The organism is Muribaculum sp. An289 (assembly GCF_002159555.1).
In the GTDB taxonomy this organism is placed as follows: Bacteria; Bacteroidota; Bacteroidia; order Bacteroidales; family UBA932; genus Merdivivens; species Merdivivens faecigallinarum.
In genome coordinates, this window is sequence record NZ_NFIV01000002.1 from 229,167 (window position 1) to 247,283 (window position 18,117).

Genomic DNA, 18,117 nt, shown 5'->3' on the forward strand with positions numbered 1-18,117 from the left:
CTTAAATCATTTTTCTCAATGCAAGATATTTATGCCTCTTTTTCCGCCCTGCGGTCGTGGTGCGAGGCAGAGCATTTCAAGGGCTGGGATCCGTATGACGGGTTGAACTCGAAAGTCTTCCAGGCGTTGCCGTTCTTCAAGAAATCGGCTTTGTGCAGGCTTGTAGTGATTCAGGGCTTTAAAAGATGTCCTGTCAATCTTCGCCCTTTGGCTATGGTTCCGAAGGAATACAATGCAAAGGGTGTCGGCCTGTTCTTGCAAGGGTATTGCAATTTGTATAAGGCGGTCGGGCAGAATCCTTCATTGGCCGGGACACTCGGCAGCAAGGATTCTATACTTGAACGAGTCGATGAGTTGGCCGGATTGCTGATATCGCTTCAGTCCAAAGGATACAGCGGCGCTTGCTGGGGATACAATTTCGATTGGCAGGCGAGGCGACTCTTCCTGTTCCCGAAATTTACCCCGACGGTCGTAGCTACCAATTTTTGTGCGACGGCACTGATGGATGCTTACGAAATAACGGGGAATAAGAGATATCTGGATACGGCTTTGTCGGCGGCGGATTTCGTGCTTAAAGACTTGCATCGTACTGAATGTAAAGGTGGATTCCTGTTTTCATACAGTCCTTTGAAGGGCAATGACACTGTTTTCAATGCTTCGCTGTTAGGGAGCAAATTGCTTTCATATTGCTGGCATCATACCCGTAATCAGGAATATCTTGATGCCGCGAGGGCATCTGTACTTGCCTGCTGCAATTCGCAAAACGATGATGGGTCGTGGGTATATGGAATGCTCCCTGTCCAGTCTTGGATTGACAGTTTCCATACCGGCTACAATCTTGACGGCCTGATTGCTTACGAAGAACAGACGGGGGACAAATCCTTTCATGAAAATATCGAAAAAGGTTTTGATTATTATATAAAAAATTTCTTTGAGCCGGATGGTTGTCCGAAGTATTATGATAATCAGAAATATCCGATAGATATCCATTGTCCGGGACAATTGCTCGTGACATTGTACAGATTGCATCGTTATGGTGAATATTCTGAACTTGCAGACAAGGTTTTGAAGTGGACAATCGCCAACATGCAGGACAAAAAAGGATATTTTTACTATCAGTTGAAGCCGGGAATCAGTTCGAAGATACCGTATATGCGTTGGAGCAATGCATTTATGTTCAATGCGATGAGTTATTATTTTCTTTCAAAATAAAGATACATTTCACCATGGATAAAGTCGTTCTAAACGGAGTAGAGGTATATCCTTTCACTTCAGAAAGTCAGTTGTTGGATTTTGTGGATGAGCATAAGGGAATCCTTGTGGCCATAAATGCAGAGAAGATTCTGCATGCAACGGAGCAGACACGGGGCATTATCAACAGGAACATAGGTTATTGCGATGGGGCAGGGGCGCAGCTTGCCGTCAAGCAGAAAGGATATAAGGATGCGGCAAAACTTCCCGGATGCGAACTGTGGCTGAAAATCGTTGCAAAATTCCATGATGAAAAGACTTTTTATCTTGTAGGAAGCAAGCCGCAGGTAATTGAAGAGACCGTGGCAAAATTGCGGCAGGAATATCCTGGGATAAATATCATAGGGTATCGCGACGGCTATCTGAAGTCGGATGATGAAAAGGAGCGGTTGATTGAGGATATTGCAGAAAAACGTCCCGATGTTGTCTTTGTGGCGATGGGCTCTCCGAAACAGGAACTCCTGATGGAGGAGATACAGAAGCGGCATAAAGCCATTTTCCAGGGCCTGGGCGGCAGTTTCGATGTGTATACCGGACATGTCCCCCGTGCTCCGAAATGGTGGGTGGACCATAATCTCGAATTTGCCTACCGCCTGTTGAAAGAACCAAAACGTATCAAACGCCAGATATATTTGGTGAAGTATGCGTATTGGTTGGTGTTCAGAAAATTGTAATTTAAGATCCATAATCCATTTTATGAAAAAAATAATGCTTGTTTTCGGGACACGTCCCGAGGCCATAAAGATGGCTCCGCTTGTCAAAGAATTCCAGAAATATCCGGAGGATTTCCGGACCATCGTATGTGTTACAGGACAGCACCGCGAGATGCTCGACCAGGTGCTGGAAATATTTGAAATCAAGCCCGACTATGACCTGAATATCATGAAACAGGGCCAGGACCTGTATGATGTTACCGCCAAAGTCCTGCTCGGAATGCGGGATATCCTTAAAGAGGAGCATCCGGATGTCGTGCTTGTCCATGGCGATACTACGACTTCGACTGCTGCCGCGCTTGCTGCGTTCTATCAGCAGATTCCTGTCGGACATGTAGAGGCCGGTCTGCGCACACACAATATTTACAGTCCGTGGCCGGAAGAGATGAACAGGCAGCTTACGGGCAGGATAGCCGAATACGATTTTGCGCCTACACCTTTGAGCCGTCGCAACCTGGAGCAGGAAGGGGTGAGGCCGGAAAAGATTTCCGTAACCGGCAATACTGTCATCGATGCTCTGTACATGGTTGTGGACAAGATAAAGAACGATGCCGCACTCAGGGCACGTCTGGAGGATGAACTCAGGAGTGCAGGTTACGATGTGGCCCGTCTCGGAGCAGGGCGCAGGCTTGTGCTTATCACCGGTCACCGCCGGGAGAATTTCGGTGAGGGCTTCATCTCGATGTGCCGCGCCATCAAGACTTTGACGGAAAAATATCCTGATACGGATTTTGTATATCCGATGCATCTGAACCCTAACGTGCGCCGTCCGATACACGAGGTATTCGGGGACAATCTGACCGGTCTCGGAAACATGTTTTTCATAGAGCCTCTCGAATACCTGAGTTTTGTTTTCCTGATGGAACGCTCATTCATCGTCCTGACCGACAGCGGCGGCATCCAGGAGGAGGCTCCGGGACTCGGGAAGCCGGTGCTCGTGATGCGCGATACGACAGAAAGGCCTGAGGCTGTGGATGCCGGGACTGTAAAACTCGTCGGGACCGACTACGGACGTATTGTAGGCGAGACTTCCCGGCTGCTCGACGATTCTGCGGCCTACAATGCGATGAGCCATGCCGTGAACCCTTACGGCGACGGCCTTGCCTGCAGGCGTATAGTCAGTGCGTTGAAATAATTTCGGCGAAAAACCGTGTTGACTGGCCGGTGGTCAATCCTGCACGTTCGCATGAATAAGTCCGGTCGCGATTTCGGGCACGCTCAAAAAATCGAAGAGTTGTTATAAGTTACTCGTAATCAATGATTTGTGGCTGATATTGTAATGAGACACTGTGGATTTCGAGGCCTTTTGAACCCTTCAGAATCCACAGTGCTTTTTTCTTCCTGCAAACTGCAAGGCATTTTCCCTACAACGCCTTCAGCGCGGCATCGTAATCCGGCTCGGTCGTGATTTCCGGTACGAGCTGGGTATGGACTATTTTCCCGTTTTCATCCAAAACGATTACCGACCTTGCGAAAAGCCCTGCAAGAGGGCCGTCTGCCATTTCGACACCATAATCTTCACCGAAGGTGCAATTTCTGAATGCGGACAGCGGCGTTACGTTTTCAATGCCTTCAGTCGTGCAGAAACGTCCGTGTGCGAAAGGCAGGTCTTTTGAAATCGCAAGCACGACGGTATTTTCCATTTTTGCCGCCATGCTGTTGAACTTCCTTACTGAAGCCGCGCATACGGCAGTGTCGAGGCTCGGAAATATGTTGAGGACTACTTTTTTGCCTTTTAAAGAGCTGAGGCTCATCTCGCTCAGGTCGGTCTTCACCATCGTGAAATCCTTGGCTGTTTCGCCAGCTACAGGAAAACTTCCTTTGAGGTTTATCTTATTTCCTCCCAATGTGACTGTGTTCATGTAAAAATAAATTTAAAAATTATAACAGCCGTCCCGACATGCAAAATTCAGACCGAAAATTATTCATGAGCAGTACGGAAAAGCCTGCCGGAAAAGCCACGGGGAACCCATGGAAAACATAGCAATTTGAATAAATTCATTTGCTCTGCTCTCGGCTTCTGCGTATATTTGGCTTCGCCACATATACTGTAGCACCTCGGTAATGAAAGTCAAACAAGTTTGTTTTCATTACTCTCGGTTTCTGCGTATATTTGCAAGAGCGATTTTTAATTTAACCAAACGAAACGATTATGCACAATTTTGATTTCAGGAACCCGACCGAACTGATTTTCGGGAAAGGACAGATTGCAAAACTTTCCGAGAGGATAGGGAAAGGCACTAAGATATTGATGACTTACGGAGGAGGCTCCATTTTCAGGAACGGAGTCTACGACCAGGTGAAAAAAGCCCTCGAAGGCTACGATATCGTAGAATTCGGCGGCATAGAAGCCAATCCGGACTATGATACGCTGATGAAGGCGATAGCCGTCTGCAAGGAAAACAAGGTGGACATGATATTGGCTGTAGGCGGAGGCTCGGTCATTGACGGGACCAAGTTCATTGCGGCCGGCGCCAATTTCGACGGCGACCCGTGGGACTTCCTTATCGGCAAGGCGCCCGTGTGCAAGGCCGTTCCATTCGCTTCGGTGCTTACCCTTCCGGCCACTGCTTCCGAGATGAACAACGGCGCGGTGATTTCACGGAGGGTGACAAAGGAAAAATACGCATTCCACAACCCGGAGGGCTTCCCTCTGTTTTCAATCCTCGACCCTACGGTCGTATTTTCTTTGCCTCAAAGGCAGATTTCCAACGGAATCGTGGATATTTATGCCCATACTTTCGAGCAATACCTTACTACCTGCATCAACACGAAAGTGATGGACCGGTGGGCTGAAGGCCTCTTGCAGACACTCATCGAACTCGCCCCGGAACTCCTGAAGGATGACCGCAGTTATGACGCCTGCGCGGATTTCATGCTTACGGCGACAATGGGGCTCAACGGCTTTATCGCAATGGGCGTGGATGAAGACTGGTCGACACACATGATAGGCCATGAACTGACTGCCCTTCACGGGCTCGACCACGGAGTCACCCTCGCGATAGTTTTCCCTGGAGTCATGAGCGTGATGCGCAAGGAAAAACAAGGAAAACTCCTGCAATACGGCGAAAGGGTCTGGGGCATCAGAGAAGGTTCCGTGGACGAAAGGATAGATGAAGCAATCAGGAAAACAGAGCAGTTTTTCCGCTCCGTGGGTATGAAAACGAGACTTTCCGAGCACGGGATAGGCCAGGAGACAATCGATACGATTGTAAAACGTTTCCGTGACCGTCACTGGAAGCTCGGCGAAGGAGGCATCGTCACTCCGGAAAAAGTCGAAATGATATTGAAGGAAAGGCTTTAGTCTTAAAATTTCAAACAGCTTCAAACAGTTCTACAACAGTTTCTAAAGAAAAACTTTAAAACATGAAATTCATATCATGGAACGTGAACGGGCTCAGGGCCTGCCTGGGAAAGGGGTTCGAGCCCTCTTTCCTCGGCCTTGACGCCGATTTCTTCGCATTGCAGGAGACAAAGATGCAGGCCGGCCAGCTTGATTTGGAGTTTCCCGGCTACCGCTCGTTCTGGAACTACGCCGAGCGCAAGGGCTATTCCGGGACGGCCGTTTTCACAAAACACGAGCCGATAGCCGTAACATACGGAATAGGGGCGGAGGAGCACGATCGCGAAGGGCGTGTAATCACGCTGGAGATGCCCGGATTTTTCTTCGTGAACGTATATGTCCCCAACTCCCAGGACGAGCTCGCCCGTCTCGATTACCGCATGAAATGGGAGGACGATTTCCGAAAATACCTGCTGGGTCTCGATGCCCGCAAACCGGTGATTGTCTGCGGTGATTTGAACGTGGCCCACCAGGAAATAGATTTGAAAAATCCGAAAACCAACCGGAGGAATGCGGGTTTTACCGATGAAGAGCGGGGAAAATTTTCCGTCCTTCTCGAGAGCGGCTTCATAGATACGTTCCGCTATTTTTATCCCGATGCGAAGGACCAGTATTCCTGGTGGTCGTACCGCTTCAGGGCGCGCGAGAAAAACGCCGGGTGGCGTATAGATTATTTTCTCGTTTCGCGTTCCCTCGGGCCGCGGCTGCTGTCGGCTTCGATCCATCAGGAAATCCACGGGTCGGACCATTGTCCGGTGGAGCTTGTGCTGAGTGACTGACTGCCGCCCGGAACCTGTGCAATTAAGGAAAATTATTTGCAGGAGCGGAATATTTTTCTAAATTCGCATACGCATAAATGACATAGTTTTTTTGACATAAAGAATAGAGAAGGTGTCCTTCCAAAGAAATCCCCAAATTTCAAGTTATACGGGACACGTCGGCTCTACCCTCCAAAAGGGGTGGGCCGTTATTTACGTATAACGGGTGTTTTGGCGATACCTTTTGGAGTGAATGGCGGCCCGCCTTTCTTTTTAATGTATTATCTCCCGAGGCTGCCGGGGAGCAAAAACTTTCAAATTATGAAAAAACAGATTTTCTTGTCTGCCGCAGCTTTGGCCGCATCGTTCGTATGTTTCAGTGCATGTACGGAAAAACCGGGACCGGACCCAAATCCTCCAGGACCCGGCGGGGAAACCGAAGACTCGGTCGCTGTCGAGAGCATAGCGGTGGAGCCCGAGACACTTTCATTGACGGAAGGCGGGACGTATCAACTGAAAGCGACGGTTTCTCCGGAAAACGCCGATTTTGAAAGCATCCTCTGGACTTCTTCCGATGAATCGGTTGCTACGGTGGATGGCACCGGCCTGGTGACGGCTGTCGCCGCAGGGGAGGCTTCCATAACGGCAAGCGTTTCGGATTTCGAGGCCTTTTGTTCCGTAGTTGTCGAAGCCGCCGTAGTCGTTCCGGATATCGTATTTTCCGCTGTGTCCGGGTCGTACAATTCGGCCGGTCAGATAATGAACGTCACGCTGGAAGCCGCCGACGGCTCGTCGGTGTATCTGAAGATGAATGTTTCCGGGGATTTGTCGGGAAAATATGCCATAGACGCTTCTGGCGAGGGGAAAACGATTTCGGGTTCAGGCGCTTCCGAAGCGAGCTATTATATGTCTCCGGAGGGGGAAAAGGATTATCTGGCATCCGGGGAACTCGATATTGAGATTCCTTCCGGGGATTATATCTCAATATCCATTGCCGGTGAAGTCACTACCGAAAACGGGAAGCTCGCTTCACTGGAGGCCGTGTCCGTAACCCTGCCGGAAATGAAACACTACGAACTCGTTGCCGGAGACCTGTTCTATTACGGGTTGAATGACAACGGGACGAGCCTGTTCTGCATATATCTCAAGGACTCGGCAACTGTCGGCGACGGTACTATGACATTCAATACCTGCATATATGCGACTACTCCGACGATGGAGGATTTGGACAACCTTTATCTTCCGGACGGGGAATACGTATCCGCGCCCGGCACTTATGAGGAATTTACCATAAATGACAAGGATTCCGAGTCCATGAAAGGCTTCTGGTATACTCTGGAACCGGAGATGGTTACGCATTATCTGCTCCGCGGGCACATCAATGTGTCAAAAGCGGCCGATATATATACCATAACGGGCGAATATCTGGAAACCGAATACTCCGGAGTCACTTTTACATTTACCGGGACATTGATTGCTGAGGATTATTCATAAAAATATAATGCCATGAAAAAGTTTGTTTATTTTGTATCAATGGCTTTAGTGTCTTTGGGCATTAATGCCTGCAAGCCGGAAGAGCCTGCCGGCCCTGCATTGGAAGGCCTTGCCTTTAAAACCCCGGAAGTCGAATTGGCCGTAGGGGATGTCTATGCATTGGAATTGACAATCACTCCTGCCGATGCCGTATATGATGGACTGTTCTGGGCAAGTTCGGATGAAGCCGTCGCTTCCGTAAGTGATGACGGCGAAGTGACTGCCGTGTCTGCCGGAACAGCCGATATTACCGTAAACAGCGGTGAAATCTCTGCAACCTGTAAAGTGACTGTAAAAGAAAACAGGGAACAGGTGGAGATGAAAATCGAAGTAAGAGCCTTGTCTGCAAATGAAGCCGAGGTGACAGTTTCTGCCGTTCACGGGCAGATACTGCCTGAGGACAATCTCAGATTGACGGTTGTCAATACTTTCACCGGGGAAGAGATTCAAACCATAGAAAATACCGTTTCGGCGGAAGGCAATATTGTGGAAACCGTTGAAGGCCTGATACCTGCCCATGTCGTCTATGGTATAGACGCTCTTCTTACGACACCCGACGGACAATCCGTTACGGCTGAATCCGAATACGAACATGTTTGGGACGAGGAGGGTATAGTATATGATTGCGAAGGCAATAAATACACTACCGTAATTGTCGGAAACCAGGAGTGGATTGTGGAGAACATGCGTGTAGGAATGCTTAACGACGGTACGCCTGTCGAAAGGCTGGACGCTACGGATGCATGGATTGCCGCAAACGAATCTCCTGCGTGGTGTTTTTACAACAACGATGAGGCCAATGGAGAAAAATACGGCTATCTTTACAATTATCCTGCGGCAGGAAGTGACAGGCTCTGTCCGGTAGGATGGAGGACACCGACCCATGAGGACTGGCAGAACCTCGGTGTGGCTGTCGGCGGAACGTTGTATTCGGACGAATGGGGAGACTATTTTTCAATGATCGGTGTCCATCTGAAAGCTACCGAAGGCTGGACAGACGGTAAAAACGGAAAAGACACATACGGCTTGTCATTTTTGCCGGGCGGATGCCGCAATGCCCAGGACGGGACTTTCAACCTTGAAGGCTCTACCGCTTATATGTGGTCTTCTACTCCTGTGGAAGGCAGCGAATACGGAGAAATAAATGTCTGGTATATAACCAACTGGAACCTTTCCAATATCCGTGTTGTCGGCACTGGTGGCTTCTCGGTCAGGTGTGTCAGGGATGTATAATGATGTCGCGGTGTGATTAGGTCAATCCGCTTCTTTATCTGAAATATTTGACGGGTGTATCTTTAAGATGCCCCGTCTTTTTTGTATACGGCAAAATCCACCATTTTTGGTGTTGGCGTTATAGTCTCCGGATGATAATTTTGTTTAGAATTTTTGAATACCGCAAGAATAATCCCGGTCTGGGGTGCGCAAAGCTATACCTGATAGTCAAACGGTTATTTGAGAATACCGGTAGTATGCCCGGACGGGACGCGTTCATAGAGCTGCTTCGCAAGAACGGCCTGATGGTACGTCTCAAACACCGTCGTCACTACAGGACGACAGACTCAAGACACCACTACCGTAAGTATCCAAACCTTATTGCCGACATAGTCCCATCCCGTCCCAATGAGATATGGGTAAGCGACATCACATACGTGGAGACAGATGAAGGAGTATGCTATCTGTCCCTCATAACGGATGCCTATTCGCACAAGATTGTAGGCTGGGCCGTAGGTCCCACATTGGAGACGGCATACCCGTTGGAGGCCCTGAGGATGGCGTTGGCAACGATTGACGATGTCACGGCATCCCGTCTCATCCATCACTCTGACCGGGGCTGCCAGTATTGCAGCAACGAGTATGTCTCGGAACTGAGAAAACATCACGTGAGCATAAGCATGACCCAAAGCGGAGACCCTCTCGAAAACGCCATTGCAGAACGTGCCAACGGCATATTGAAGGTAGAGTGGCTGTACAAGATGAAAATACCGACCAGGGATGAATGCCGGTCAATACTGAGCAGGATAATAGACTTTTACAATACACAGCGGCCACATATGAGTATCGGAATGCAGACACCGGAAACGGTGCATCAGCAGGCAGGAGAACAGAGGCGGTGCTGGAAAAACAGTTATGCCATGGGATAAAATGAAAAAATAGGCATATATTTGCCGGCGTGTTCAGGTGCTGCGGTACCGCAGCACCTGAACAGAACCAACCAGTCAGGCTCGAACACTGTAAATCAAAACAGTGATTCTGTAAAGACTTTTAGAGATAAAAACACCGGCTGTAAACACAGTCAGTGATACTGTAAACCATATTAGTTAATCCGCTCTAAAAGTGTCAACCTAAATCAGGGAAGTTCATGCAACCTTGATACTATTGAAGGAAAGCATTGTTTTTGCTTCAAAAATCGGCTATAATCAGCCAAATCGCATAAAATTTTGAGGATTTGGCTGATTATATGATTAATTTGTTTTATATTTGTGAAGACAAAATTCTATAGTTATGATAATAGGAAGAAAAGAAGAGCAGAAAATATTGCTTTCGGCAGCACAGTCGGAGTACTCGGAGTTGATAGCAGTCTATGGTCGTAGGCGAGTAGGCAAGACCTATCTGATTCGTGAAACATTTGGCTATAAGTTCACATTCCAGCATACTGGTCTGGCAAATGCCAAGACAAAAGACCAGCTGTTCAGTTTTGCCATTTCACTTCGTGATGCCGGATACGATGATTGCCCAATACCGCAATCGTGGTTGGAGGCATTCAGTCTGTTATCTCATTTCCTGAAGAATTCGACAGATGAGAAAAAGATAATCTTCCTGGACGAGCTTCCATGGATGGATACGCCTCGTTCAAATTTCATTTCTGCTTTTGAACATTTCTGGAATGGATGGGCATCGGCTAGAAAGGATATAGTTCTGATAATTTGCGGTTCTGCTACATCATGGATTATCAACAAAGTGATTAATGACCATGGTGGACTTCATAACCGTGTTACACAACGCATAGCACTTCAGCCTTTTACTTTGCGTGAGTGTGAAATGTTTGCCCAAAACAGAGGTCTTGAAATGAGCAGGTATCAAATAGCCGAGTGCTATATGGTGTTGGGAGGCATACCTTTCTATTGGAGTATGCTTGAAAAGGGGCTCAGTCTTGCTCAAAATATTGATAAGATTTTCTTTGCCAAGAATGGTAAACTTTCAAATGAGTTTAACCAACTCTATGCATCGTTATTCAAGTCACCGGAACAATATATAGATGTCGTAACTGCTCTTGGCCGTAAAAAAGTTGGAATGACTCGCGAGGAGATTATGACTGCAATTGACAAACCGAGCAACGGGACATTGAGTAAGGTGCTTGATGAGTTGGAGTACTGCGGTTTCATCCGAAAATACAGTAGCTATGGCAAAAAGACAAAACAGGCAATCTATCAATTAGTCGATAACTATACGCTCTTTTATTTCAAGTTTATCCAGCAAAACAAGAATAATGACGAGCATTTCTGGTCTGTGTCTATAGATTCTGCAACGCATCGAGCGTGGAGTGGTTTGGCTTTCGAACGCCTGTGTATGGCCCATACACAGCAAATCAAGGCTGGACTGGGTATTTCAGGAGTATTGAGTAACATCTACTCATGGCGAAAAGAGGCAGATGAAAATGGCAACGGAGCACAAATAGATTTGCTGATAGACCGTAATGACCATGTAATAAATGTCTGCGAGATGAAATACTCTATGTCTGAGTTCACTATTGATGCTGATTACGAACGCGAGCTGCGTAACAAAAAGAGTTTGTTTATCGAGACTACAAAAACACGTAAGGCGGTACATCTTACGATGGTCACTACCTACGGGGTCCGTCAGAACTCGCATTCGGGAGTTGTACAAAGTGAGATAACATTGGAGGATTTGTTTGGGTAAGCTATAGCATATGGATATATGTTTATGTCTCAATCCCTACCTTAGTATAGGCCCGCTCCCGAGCATTTCATCCCCGTCATACCAGACGGCGAATTGCCCGGGAGTTATTCCTCTCTGTTGCTGTTCGAAGATGATATACAGCCCATTGTCGCGTTTTACGAGAATGGCGTCCTGAAGCGGCTGGCGGTAACGGATACGCACTTTGTAACGGCGCGTTTCGCCGTTTTTCATTTCAAGGTCGCGGCGGATCCAGTGTATTTCGCTGTTGTCTATGAACAGTGCCGGACGGAGCAGGCCGGGATGGCAGTCGCCCTCGCCGACATAAATGGTATTGGTCTCCGTATCGGTGGCGATGATGAATATCGAGTCTTTGTGCCCTCCGATATTCAGGCCCTTGCGCTGTCCGATTGTGTAGAACTGCACTCCCTGGTGTTCCCCTATGGTCTTGGCGTAAACCGGCGCGGGAGCGAGCCCGCTCTCCCTTTCCGCCTTCCTCTGTTTTCTCGAAGGTTTGTGCCATACTATGGCCTCCCTGTCATATACGAGAGGCGAGCTTAAAATATTCAATGAATTGTCATCCAGGTTTTTAATCAGGCTTTCATCGGCTTTCAGCCTTCCGTATATTTCCTCCCTCTCTTTGTATGCGGGGCAGTTTTCATAATATGGCAGGAAGACTTCCACTACATCGCCGGGACGGCTCTGGATTTTCTGCTGGAGGAATGTCGGAAGGTCTATTTTTCCGACAAAGCATATTCCCTGCGAGTCTTTCTTGTCGGCTGACGGCAGGTCTGCTTCGGCGGCGATTTTCCTAACTTCCGGCTTGAGCAGGTGTCCGATTGGGAAAAGGGCTTTCGAAAGCTGTTCCTGGGACAGTTGGCAGAGAAAATAACTTTGGTCCTTATTCGGGTCGCTTCCGGCCAGTATCCTGTAAACCTGTCCGCCATTCGCCCCTGAAACGGTCTCTTTTCTGCAATAATGCCCTGTGGCGACCATTTCGGCCCCCATTTTCAGCGCACAGTCGAGAAAGGCATCGAACTTGATTTCCCTGTTGCACATTACATCCGGATTGGGAGTGCGGCCCTTTGCGTATTCGGCGAACATGTAGTCCACCACTTTTTCCCTGTAAATTTTACTCAAATCGACAAAATAGAAAGGTATCCCGATTTTTCTTGCCACAAGTTCCGCCACAAAACGGTCTTCCTCCCATTCGCAATCCCCGTGCAATGTCCCGGTCGTATCATGCCAGTTCTGCATGAACAGTCCGAACACATCATGTCCTGCCTCTTTCAGGAGCAGGGCGGCCACGCTCGAATCGACTCCGCCCGACAAACCGACAGCTATCTTCATCTTATCCTGATTCCAAAATATTTTACGGCGCAAATTTAAAAACTTGTTTTGAGAAGCCGCCTAAGAACCTCCTTAAAATTTCAAGCACCATCCAAACTGCTCCAGATTTTCCGTCCGATTAAACTTTTCTCCGCTTCCGATTTGAAAATTTTTCTATCTTATTGATAATCAATGCGGATTTTTCTGCATTGTTAAACTTTTTATTTTCCCATGAAACTTTCATAAGATAATTTTGCTGTCGATAAATCAAGAAAACTATGAGTTTAAAAATTAAAGCCATGAAACGTTCAGTAATATTTACATTGTCAATGCTATCGTCAATTTTGTGCAGCATCAGCCTGTTTGCCCAGACCGGTTCCGGTTCTGCCGTACAGCTTGACGGATACGATTTCTCCACCTTCACCATCAACGGGTTCGAAGTGGCCGGGCCGGAATACACGGAACAGGACATAATCAGAGTTTTCGGGCAACCGGATACTGTACTATATGAATTTGGAAGGACTTATATGTATGAGCGGAAGATAAAGATTCTCAACAAAGAAGTCGGTACGGGTGATTATTACATACAAATTACTTTGCCTGGCAGTTCCGGTCCCATAATAGGCGCTTTTGTCGCAGATACCTCTTCCGTCATGAACGGTTACATCCGTGTGGGTGATCCGGTCTTGAAAGTCTATGATATGGGTGGCAGGTTTAAAGATAACAAATCTAACTTCAAAGGCGATGGTTCCGGATATATTTGGTGGTGTCCATCGGGTTGGGGCAATGCGGATTGGATTGTGTGTCCTGAAATCTCATATGACAAGGACGGGAAGATTACCAGTTTCGGTATATGGACACTTTAAAACGCTTGCTTCGGATTTAAAGTTAGGAGGGGGATGGTCCCTTCCTTGCTTAAAAAAAATTAAAGCCATGAAACGTTCAGTAATATTTACAGCATTGTCGGTGTTATCGTCAATTTTGTGCGGCATCAGTCTGTTTGCCCAGACCGGTTTCGATTCTGTCGGACAGTTTGACGGATACGATTTCTCCACTTTCACCATCAATGGGCTTGAAGTAGGCGGGCCGGAATACACGGAACAGGATATCATCAGGGCATTCGGACAACCGGATACTGTGGAATTTGACGAGTTCGGTTATACTTATTTATATGAGGAAAAAATCAAAATACTTAACAAAGAAATGGGCACGGGGAGTTATTCTGTACAAATAACTTTATTTAATAATCCCGGGCCTATTACGTGTGTATATATAGCTGATGAGACATGCTTGATAAATGGTTATATCAGAGTAGGAGACAGGATATCAAAGGCTTATGAAATGGGTGGTAGATTCCAAGATTATAAATTTGATTTTAACGACGGTTCGGGATATGTTATGTGGTGTCCGTCCGGTTGGGGCAATGCAGATTGGATTGTGTGCCCGAAAATCACGTATGATAAAGATGGAATAATTGCTAGTTTCAGCATTTGGCTATATTAAAAGTTACTTAAACAAAAGGTTAAGGAGAAGTTTTCCCTTTTCTCGTTTTGAAAAAAATTAAAGCCATGAAACGTTCAGTAATATTTACAGCATTGTCGGTGTTATCGTCAATTTTGTGCGGCATCAGTCTGTTTGCCCAGACCGGTTTCGATTCTGCCGGACAGTTTGAAGGATACGATTTCTCCACTTTCACCATCAATGGGCTTGAAGTAGGCGGACCGGAATACACGGAACAGGACATCATCAGGGCATTCGGACAACCGGATTCGGTGGAACTCGGAGAATTCGGATACACATACATCATGCTAAAGGAGGCTTCATCCACACCGAAGAATTATATTCCGACAGGTGGAATATATGCGGCAGAAATTATCCTGCATACAAAACCAAAAGGAGCAATATACGTGGTCGGCATTTTTGATGAAAAATATACAGTCAACAATTTTATAAATGTCGGTGACAGCATGTCTAAAATATACGAAATGGATGGCGATTTCAAAGAAGTCCACTATAAAGAAGGTGACAGTTCCATATATTGGAGACCAACCGGATGGGAAAACATAGAATTTTTTAATTGTCCGCAATTCATGATTGACAAAAACGGGACAATCATAGGCATAAGTCTATGGAGTTATTAAAAAATATGATATGAAATTCATTACAATTATACTGATGTCGGTGTTATCGTCAATTTTGTGCTGCATCAGCCTGTTTGCCCAGACAGGTTCCGGTTCTGCCGTACAGTTTGAAGGATACGATTTCTCCACTTTCACCATCAATGGGCTTGAAGTAGGCGGACCGGAATACACGGAACAGGATATAATCAGAGTTTTCGGGCAACCGGATTCTGTGGAATTTAACGAGTTCGGTTATACTTATTTATATGAGAAAAAAATTTTAAACAGCTTCTAAAAGTTACTTAAACAATTTTGAAAAAATTAAAGTCATGAAACATTTAATAATATTTTCCGCGATGGCGGTTACAGCTGTCGGTTATGTCGTTTATTTTTTTGTTTACCCTTTCGCGTTGGGAAAATTTCCCGATATCGGTGACACTATGGCCGTCGTCCTGATGCCTGTCATAGCTGCATTGATTTTTGCAGGGATGTTCAGGTCGGAGGATGTAAAACGGGAAAGACCTGTTTTCGGTTATTGGGCTAAAGTCCTGTTCGTCTTTTATGTGCTTGCCATCTGTGATTGTATTCCGGTCGTGGCCGGATGTGGCCAGCAGGCAAGTCTGTGGCCGCTACTTATCAATGTCGGGCTGTCCTTTTTCGCGGCCTTGGTATGGGAGGCGGTTGTTAGGTTGCACAAGAAAACGATTTGCCGGGAATAAGAAGCTGTCTGACCGCTTTATGGAGCAGTTTTGGCGGACAGGTGCCGGATGGTTAAGAGAAACTTTTCCGGCACTTGTTTTTTGCTGTAATTTTCCTATCTTTGCTGACAAATAAGGAAAATATGAAAAAGAAGATTCTGAAATCTTTGCTTTTGTCTCTGGCGATGTTTGCTTTTCTTACATTGTCCGATTTTGTTCAAAATCATGATTTCAGTATTGTTGAATGCCTTGAGAACGTGTATTTTTCCAGTCTGGTATTTTTTACAGCTTTGACTTATATCGTAATACGTCTTATACGCAAGCACGACTGGCGGATTCATGATTGGGTAGTTTTCTTTTTCATGCTTTATCCTTTGGCGGCAATGTTCTACCTGTTGCTTGTCTTCCTTGTGGGATATATGGCATTCGGGCAGGACGAGGACTTGAGTATTTTCAGGATTGCCTCGAGGCCGTTGGGCATTTCAATCACTATGACCGTGGCTTTCTATTTTTCATACAAAAAACGGCAGGTAAAAGCAGGGGAGGGTGACAGAGATGCAAGGTGATTTGAGGGCTGTCGTCATTTTCCTTATTGTCGTCATGGGAATATTCATGGCGGACGTTATCTATATCGGCATACGCATGTTCATTAAATACAGGCGGCAGGCTTCCGAAAAGAAACGCCTCGAAGAGCTTTATGCCAAGGCCGAAGCCCAGAAAAACGAACTGGAATCCATTGTTTCGGAGGGTTCCGTTAAGGATGAAGCCGTCCATGAAGCCATTCTGAAACGTCTCTCGGTACTCGACGGGATCTTAGCTTCCAAGCTTATCGGCAGTGAGCAGTCTTACCGTTCTTCGGAGAAAGAACTGTCAGAGCTTTTGGATGACAAGGACGGTTTCATGGAGTCCACGAGGCTTTGTTTTTCCCGAAGCCATCCTGCATTCATCGAGCATCTTGAAAGTTGCGGCCTCACGCAGTGGGAATGCGGCTATTGCTGCCTGTATGCGATGGGGTTGCGCGGCAAGGATGTCGGAAATTTTGTCAATCTTCCCGGGCACTACAATATCGACAGCACCCTGCGGCGTAAGCTCGGTTTGGGCAGCCGGGATACCAATCTTAGCATATATCTTAAAAGACTGGCAGATTCCGGTGCCGTGCGGCCGGGACAGGGACCGGAGCATGGACAGGATTCCGTTAAAACGGATTCTGTTAAAGCGGAACGATAATTGCAGCATTTCCCCACGCCTTGACGGTGCGGTCGTTACAGACCATGAACGACTGTGAAGGCAGGAAAATTATGAATATTTATGGAACAGAAATTTTTTACGATAAAATTCGATGAATATTCTTCGGCTGACGAGCTTCCGGCTGAAGACAGGGAACTGGTGCTTGCCGCCCGGGAGGCGACGGGCGGTTCATATGCTCCTTTTTCCAAATTCAATGTCGGCGCGGCTGTCAGGCTCGCGGACGGGACCGTCATCAAAGGGGCCAATCAGGAAAATGCGGCCTTCCCGTCGGGACTTTGCGCCGAAAGGGTAGCCATGTTTTATGCCAATGCCTCACATCCCGATGTGCCTGTCGAAACATTGGCGGTAACGGCTTTCCAAAATGGCGATTTTTGCTCAGAGCCCGCTGCGCCCTGCGGTGCCTGCCGTCAGGTCATGGCCGAAGTGCAGAAGCGTTCCGGCAAGAAGATGCGTGTAATCCTTGCGGGGAAGGACCGGATTTATGTCTTTCCGTCAGTCGATTCGATACTGCCTCTGATTTTCAATAATCTGGATTAATAACCTTGGTAATCTGGGCTAATAATCTGGATTGAAAAATTTTTGCAATATCGGAAAAATGTTTACCTTTGCATTCGGGTAAGTCATACACGACCAGCTCCTATTGAACTCCCCCAGGGCCGGAAGGCAGCAAGGGTAGATGGTTGTAGCGGTGCGATGTATTCAGCTTACCCTTTTTCTTTTTTAGCATACCCTTTTCATTTTGCCCGCTCCCCCGGGAATATTGTTCCCAACGGTATTCCTCATCTGTCTTTTTAGGGGGGGAAGTGAACCATTTTCCCGCTTTTTTGGTGCACTTTCCTGCCGAAAATGTTGATTTTACCGCCATTTCGCCGTTTTTCCCGGGGAAAGTGAACCAGTTTGCCGCGAATCAGGTGCACTTTCCCCTTTATTAAATACCGATAGTCAACACATCCATAAAGTTGGCTACACTTCACGGTTCCATTTCGTGATAGAAAAGCGACATCCCGGGAGAAAAAAGACAAAGGCCATGATGAAGGAAGGAAAACCGGATTTTATCGACATATTTTCCACTCCATGTCCATCTTGTTAAGTTTGATACTGTTGATAATCAGTTAGTTATGAAAATAAGGGCTGGCTTTGGGTATCTCAGAAAGTACCCAAGCGCAGGATGGTTTTTGATAAATTATTAATTATCAATAACTTGTAAAA

Annotated in this window: 19 protein-coding genes and 1 other RNA gene; 18 read left to right on the forward strand and 2 right to left on the reverse strand. The window is 46.8% G+C overall.

Features of this window, described 5'->3' with window-relative positions; genetic code table 11:
• Window positions 1-18 precede the first annotated feature (18 nt).
• From B5F83_RS02580 to wecB, 3 genes are read left to right on the forward strand one after another with little or no spacing between them, the layout of a single operon-like run.
• Window positions 19-1,212 (forward strand): glycoside hydrolase family 88 protein, encoded by a 1,194-nt coding sequence (locus B5F83_RS02580; RefSeq protein ID WP_087275157.1) that lies wholly within the window; start codon window positions 19-21, stop codon window positions 1,210-1,212.
• 14 nt (window positions 1,213-1,226) lie between these two features.
• Complete coding sequence (locus B5F83_RS02585; protein ID WP_087275154.1) at window positions 1,227-1,925, forward strand: WecB/TagA/CpsF family glycosyltransferase; 699 nt, start codon at window positions 1,227-1,229, stop codon at window positions 1,923-1,925.
• A 22-nt stretch (window positions 1,926-1,947) separates the two neighbouring features.
• Complete coding sequence (wecB, locus tag B5F83_RS02590; protein WP_087275152.1) at window positions 1,948-3,099, forward strand: UDP-N-acetylglucosamine 2-epimerase (non-hydrolyzing); 1,152 nt, start codon at window positions 1,948-1,950, stop codon at window positions 3,097-3,099.
• Window positions 3,100-3,328: 229 nt separating this feature from the next.
• On the opposite strand, the gene tpx is transcribed toward wecB, so the two are convergent.
• A complete protein-coding gene (gene tpx / locus B5F83_RS02595; protein ID WP_087275150.1) occupies window positions 3,329-3,826 on the reverse strand; it encodes a thiol peroxidase in 498 nt (165 codons plus the stop codon).
• Window positions 3,827-4,116: 290 nt separating this feature from the next.
• On the opposite strand from tpx, the gene B5F83_RS02600 reads away from it, so the two are divergent.
• From B5F83_RS02600 to B5F83_RS02625, 6 genes are all read left to right on the forward strand, one after another.
• A complete protein-coding gene (locus B5F83_RS02600; protein WP_087275148.1) occupies window positions 4,117-5,268 on the forward strand; it encodes an iron-containing alcohol dehydrogenase in 1,152 nt (383 codons plus the stop codon).
• A 62-nt stretch (window positions 5,269-5,330) separates the two neighbouring features.
• Window positions 5,331-6,086 (forward strand): exodeoxyribonuclease III, encoded by a 756-nt coding sequence (locus B5F83_RS02605; RefSeq protein ID WP_087275146.1) that lies wholly within the window; start codon window positions 5,331-5,333, stop codon window positions 6,084-6,086.
• Between the two features lie 300 nt (window positions 6,087-6,386).
• Window positions 6,387-7,559, forward strand: coding sequence for an Ig-like domain-containing protein (locus tag B5F83_RS02610; RefSeq protein ID WP_158094129.1), 1,173 nt, complete (start codon window positions 6,387-6,389; stop codon window positions 7,557-7,559).
• 12 nt (window positions 7,560-7,571) lie between these two features.
• Window positions 7,572-8,831 carry an FISUMP domain-containing protein gene (locus B5F83_RS02615; RefSeq protein WP_087275142.1) on the forward strand — a complete coding sequence of 420 codons (1,260 nt, stop codon included), beginning with the start codon at window positions 7,572-7,574 and terminating at the stop codon, window positions 8,829-8,831.
• A gap of 131 nt (window positions 8,832-8,962) precedes the next feature.
• Window positions 8,963-9,739, forward strand: coding sequence for an IS3 family transposase (locus B5F83_RS02620; RefSeq protein ID WP_087275140.1), 777 nt, complete (start codon window positions 8,963-8,965; stop codon window positions 9,737-9,739).
• Window positions 9,740-10,100: 361 nt separating this feature from the next.
• The gene (locus B5F83_RS02625; RefSeq protein ID WP_087275138.1) at window positions 10,101-11,516 is read left to right on the forward strand and encodes an ATP-binding protein; all 1,416 of its coding nucleotides are present in this window, start codon (window positions 10,101-10,103) and stop codon (window positions 11,514-11,516) included.
• 36 nt (window positions 11,517-11,552) lie between these two features.
• Here B5F83_RS02625 and mnmA read toward each other — a convergent pair whose 3' ends face one another.
• Window positions 11,553-12,863 carry a tRNA 2-thiouridine(34) synthase MnmA gene (mnmA, locus tag B5F83_RS02630; RefSeq protein WP_087275136.1) on the reverse strand — a complete coding sequence of 437 codons (1,311 nt, stop codon included), beginning with the start codon at window positions 12,861-12,863 and terminating at the stop codon, window positions 11,553-11,555.
• 278 nt (window positions 12,864-13,141) lie between these two features.
• Between mnmA and B5F83_RS02635 the strand changes: the two genes are divergently transcribed.
• The 9 genes from B5F83_RS02635 (at window position 13,142) to ffs (ending at window position 17,621) form a co-directional block, all read left to right on the forward strand.
• Window positions 13,142-13,708 carry a hypothetical protein gene (locus B5F83_RS02635; protein ID WP_143822438.1) on the forward strand — a complete coding sequence of 189 codons (567 nt, stop codon included), beginning with the start codon at window positions 13,142-13,144 and terminating at the stop codon, window positions 13,706-13,708.
• A gap of 67 nt (window positions 13,709-13,775) precedes the next feature.
• Window positions 13,776-14,345 (forward strand): hypothetical protein, encoded by a 570-nt coding sequence (locus B5F83_RS02640; protein WP_143822439.1) that lies wholly within the window; start codon window positions 13,776-13,778, stop codon window positions 14,343-14,345.
• A gap of 65 nt (window positions 14,346-14,410) precedes the next feature.
• Complete coding sequence (locus B5F83_RS02645) at window positions 14,411-14,983, forward strand: hypothetical protein (RefSeq protein WP_087275128.1); 573 nt, start codon at window positions 14,411-14,413, stop codon at window positions 14,981-14,983.
• Window positions 14,984-14,993: 10 nt separating this feature from the next.
• A complete protein-coding gene (locus B5F83_RS02650; RefSeq protein ID WP_087275126.1) occupies window positions 14,994-15,257 on the forward strand; it encodes a hypothetical protein in 264 nt (87 codons plus the stop codon).
• Window positions 15,258-15,291: 34 nt separating this feature from the next.
• The gene (locus B5F83_RS02655; RefSeq protein ID WP_087275125.1) at window positions 15,292-15,681 is read left to right on the forward strand and encodes a hypothetical protein; all 390 of its coding nucleotides are present in this window, start codon (window positions 15,292-15,294) and stop codon (window positions 15,679-15,681) included.
• Between the two features lie 122 nt (window positions 15,682-15,803).
• Complete coding sequence (locus B5F83_RS02660) at window positions 15,804-16,226, forward strand: hypothetical protein (protein ID WP_087275124.1); 423 nt, start codon at window positions 15,804-15,806, stop codon at window positions 16,224-16,226.
• Window positions 16,207-16,887 (forward strand): hypothetical protein, encoded by a 681-nt coding sequence (locus B5F83_RS02665; protein WP_143822544.1) that lies wholly within the window; start codon window positions 16,207-16,209, stop codon window positions 16,885-16,887. Before B5F83_RS02660 ends, B5F83_RS02665 begins: the two co-directional genes overlap by 20 nt.
• An 81-nt stretch (window positions 16,888-16,968) precedes the next feature.
• Entirely contained in the window at window positions 16,969-17,445 is a 477-nt protein-coding gene (locus B5F83_RS02670; RefSeq protein WP_087275119.1) for a cytidine deaminase, read from the forward strand.
• Window positions 17,446-17,521: 76 nt separating this feature from the next.
• Window positions 17,522-17,621, forward strand: an RNA gene (gene ffs, locus B5F83_RS02675) — signal recognition particle sRNA small type.
• The last annotated feature ends 496 nt before the right edge of the window (window positions 17,622-18,117 follow it).